3 protein-coding genes are annotated in these 1668 nt (G+C 68.9%); all 3 read right to left on the bottom strand.

Annotated features, from left to right (window positions below; translation table 11 throughout):
- Positions 1 to 153: 153 nt before the first annotated feature.
- The 3 genes from AC27VN_RS40805 to AC27VN_RS40815 all read right to left on the bottom strand — a co-directional run bounded on the left by AC27VN_RS40805 (position 154) and on the right by AC27VN_RS40815 (position 1545).
- The gene (locus tag AC27VN_RS40805; protein ID WP_093340782.1) at positions 154 to 513 is read right to left on the bottom strand and encodes a hypothetical protein; all 360 of its coding nucleotides are present in this window, start codon (positions 511 to 513) and stop codon (positions 154 to 156) included.
- A gap of 97 nt (positions 514 to 610) precedes the next feature.
- Positions 611 to 994, bottom strand: a complete 384-nt coding sequence (locus AC27VN_RS40810; RefSeq protein ID WP_093340783.1) for a roadblock/LC7 domain-containing protein — start codon at positions 992 to 994, stop codon at positions 611 to 613.
- Positions 995 to 1026: 32 nt separating this feature from the next.
- Positions 1027 to 1545 carry a GTP-binding protein gene (locus AC27VN_RS40815; RefSeq protein ID WP_093340785.1) on the bottom strand — a complete coding sequence of 173 codons (519 nt, stop codon included), beginning with the start codon at positions 1543 to 1545 and terminating at the stop codon, positions 1027 to 1029.
- Positions 1546 to 1668: the final 123 nt, after the last annotated feature.

Genomic DNA, 1668 nt, shown 5'->3' on the forward strand with positions numbered 1-1668 from the left:
CCCGCGGCCTGTTCGAGGTCCGGCGGCAACTGGTCCGCTGCGACGATGCGGTACGGCGGGGCGGGGGGAAAGGGCTTCAATCGGCGGAGTCCGGCGTGGGGTCGGCGGCGTGGTGCGTGCCGCCGGCATTGTCCGTTGCCGACGCGCGCCGCGTCAGACCGCCAGGCTCTGCTCCACGTCCTGCGTCTTGCGGCGCGCGAGCGCGAGGTTCGACTTCGACTTGTCGAGCACCAGGTAGACGAACAGGCCCTCGTGCTTCTGCAGCGGGCGGATGATGTGGTACTGGCGGCCGAGCGTGATCAGGATGTCCTCGATCACGTCGTTCAGGCCGAGCGCGCGCATGGTCTTGTTCTTGGCGCGCACCACCTCGGTATTGCCCGCGGCCGCCACTTCGAGGTCCACGCCCGAGCCGACCTGACCCAGGATCATGCCGCTGCCGGAATCGACCAGCGCCGCGCACAGCGCGCCGTCGATCGTCATCAGTTCGTCCATGGATTGCTTGATATTTGCCATCGGTGTCTTTCGTAGTCCATCGCCCTGAGGATCGGCCGCCACCCGGGCGAGTGATGAGCGGCGGCCGGTTGGTAACAGTGAAGGGAAGGCCCGCGCCTCAGGCGCGCTGCAGCGCCAGCGTCGCCTGCTTGGCGAAGTACAGGACCTGGCCGATGACCGCGTCCTTGCCCGCGACCACGCTCACGATCAGGTCGGCCTCGTCATGGCGCGCCTGCAGCATCAGGATGTGGCCCAGCGCGGACTCGATCGCGACGTTCTCGCACTGGCCCAGGCCGCTCTCCTCGCCGGCCACCGCGCCGAGCGCGGCCAGCGAGCTCGCGATGGCCGACAGGCGCGCGACCTGCGCGGTGTTCTCCACGCGCGCGGCCAGCTCGAGGCCGTCCTCGGTCGAGATCACGACGGCCTTCACGCCCTTGATCTCGCGCATGAGCGTGTCGACGGCGGACTCGGCGGCGTCCTTGAGGCGGGGTGGGATGTTCATGTCGGAAGAGAAAGGAAAGAAAGGGGCGGCGCTCAGGCTTCGAGCTGGATCAGCAGCAGTTCGAGCAGCTGCACCACCTGCTGCGGATCGGTCACGTTGGCCGGCAGCACCGGGCACAGCACGCCCTTGTCCTGCATGCGCTGGGCATAGGCGTCGAGGCCGGGTTCGGGATGGGTCTCGGTGCGGCCCACCGCGACCACGCAGGCGGTCTGCTCGATGAGCTCGGCGAAGCCGTCGAGGTAGACCTCGAGATCGGCCAGCGGATCGGGCCGGCTGTTGTCGACCAGGATCACGAGGCCGAGCGCGCCGCGCGCGAGGATGCGCCACATGAAGTCGAAGCGCATCTGCCCGGGCGTGCCGTACAGGCGCAGCTTCTCGCCGTTGTCGAGCGTGAGCTCGCCGTAGTCCAGGCCGACGGTGGTGGTGGCCTTGGCGACCGAGGTGTCGCTGTTGCGCACCTCGGTGCTGACCGGCGGAATCTCACTCACCGCCGCGATGGCGGTGGTCTTGCCGGCGCCCATGGTGCCGGTGAAAAGGATCTTGTGCTCCACGCTCAGTCGGAATCGGTTGGGGTCATGCAGGGCGGATCGCGGCGCATCAGGCGCGCGATCCCGAGGACAGCAGCCCGAGGCGGCTGCGGATGCGCGCGAGCAGGCCGGGCTGCACGCCTTCGC

Source organism: Variovorax sp. 20P10.2.4 (assembly GCF_058244205.1).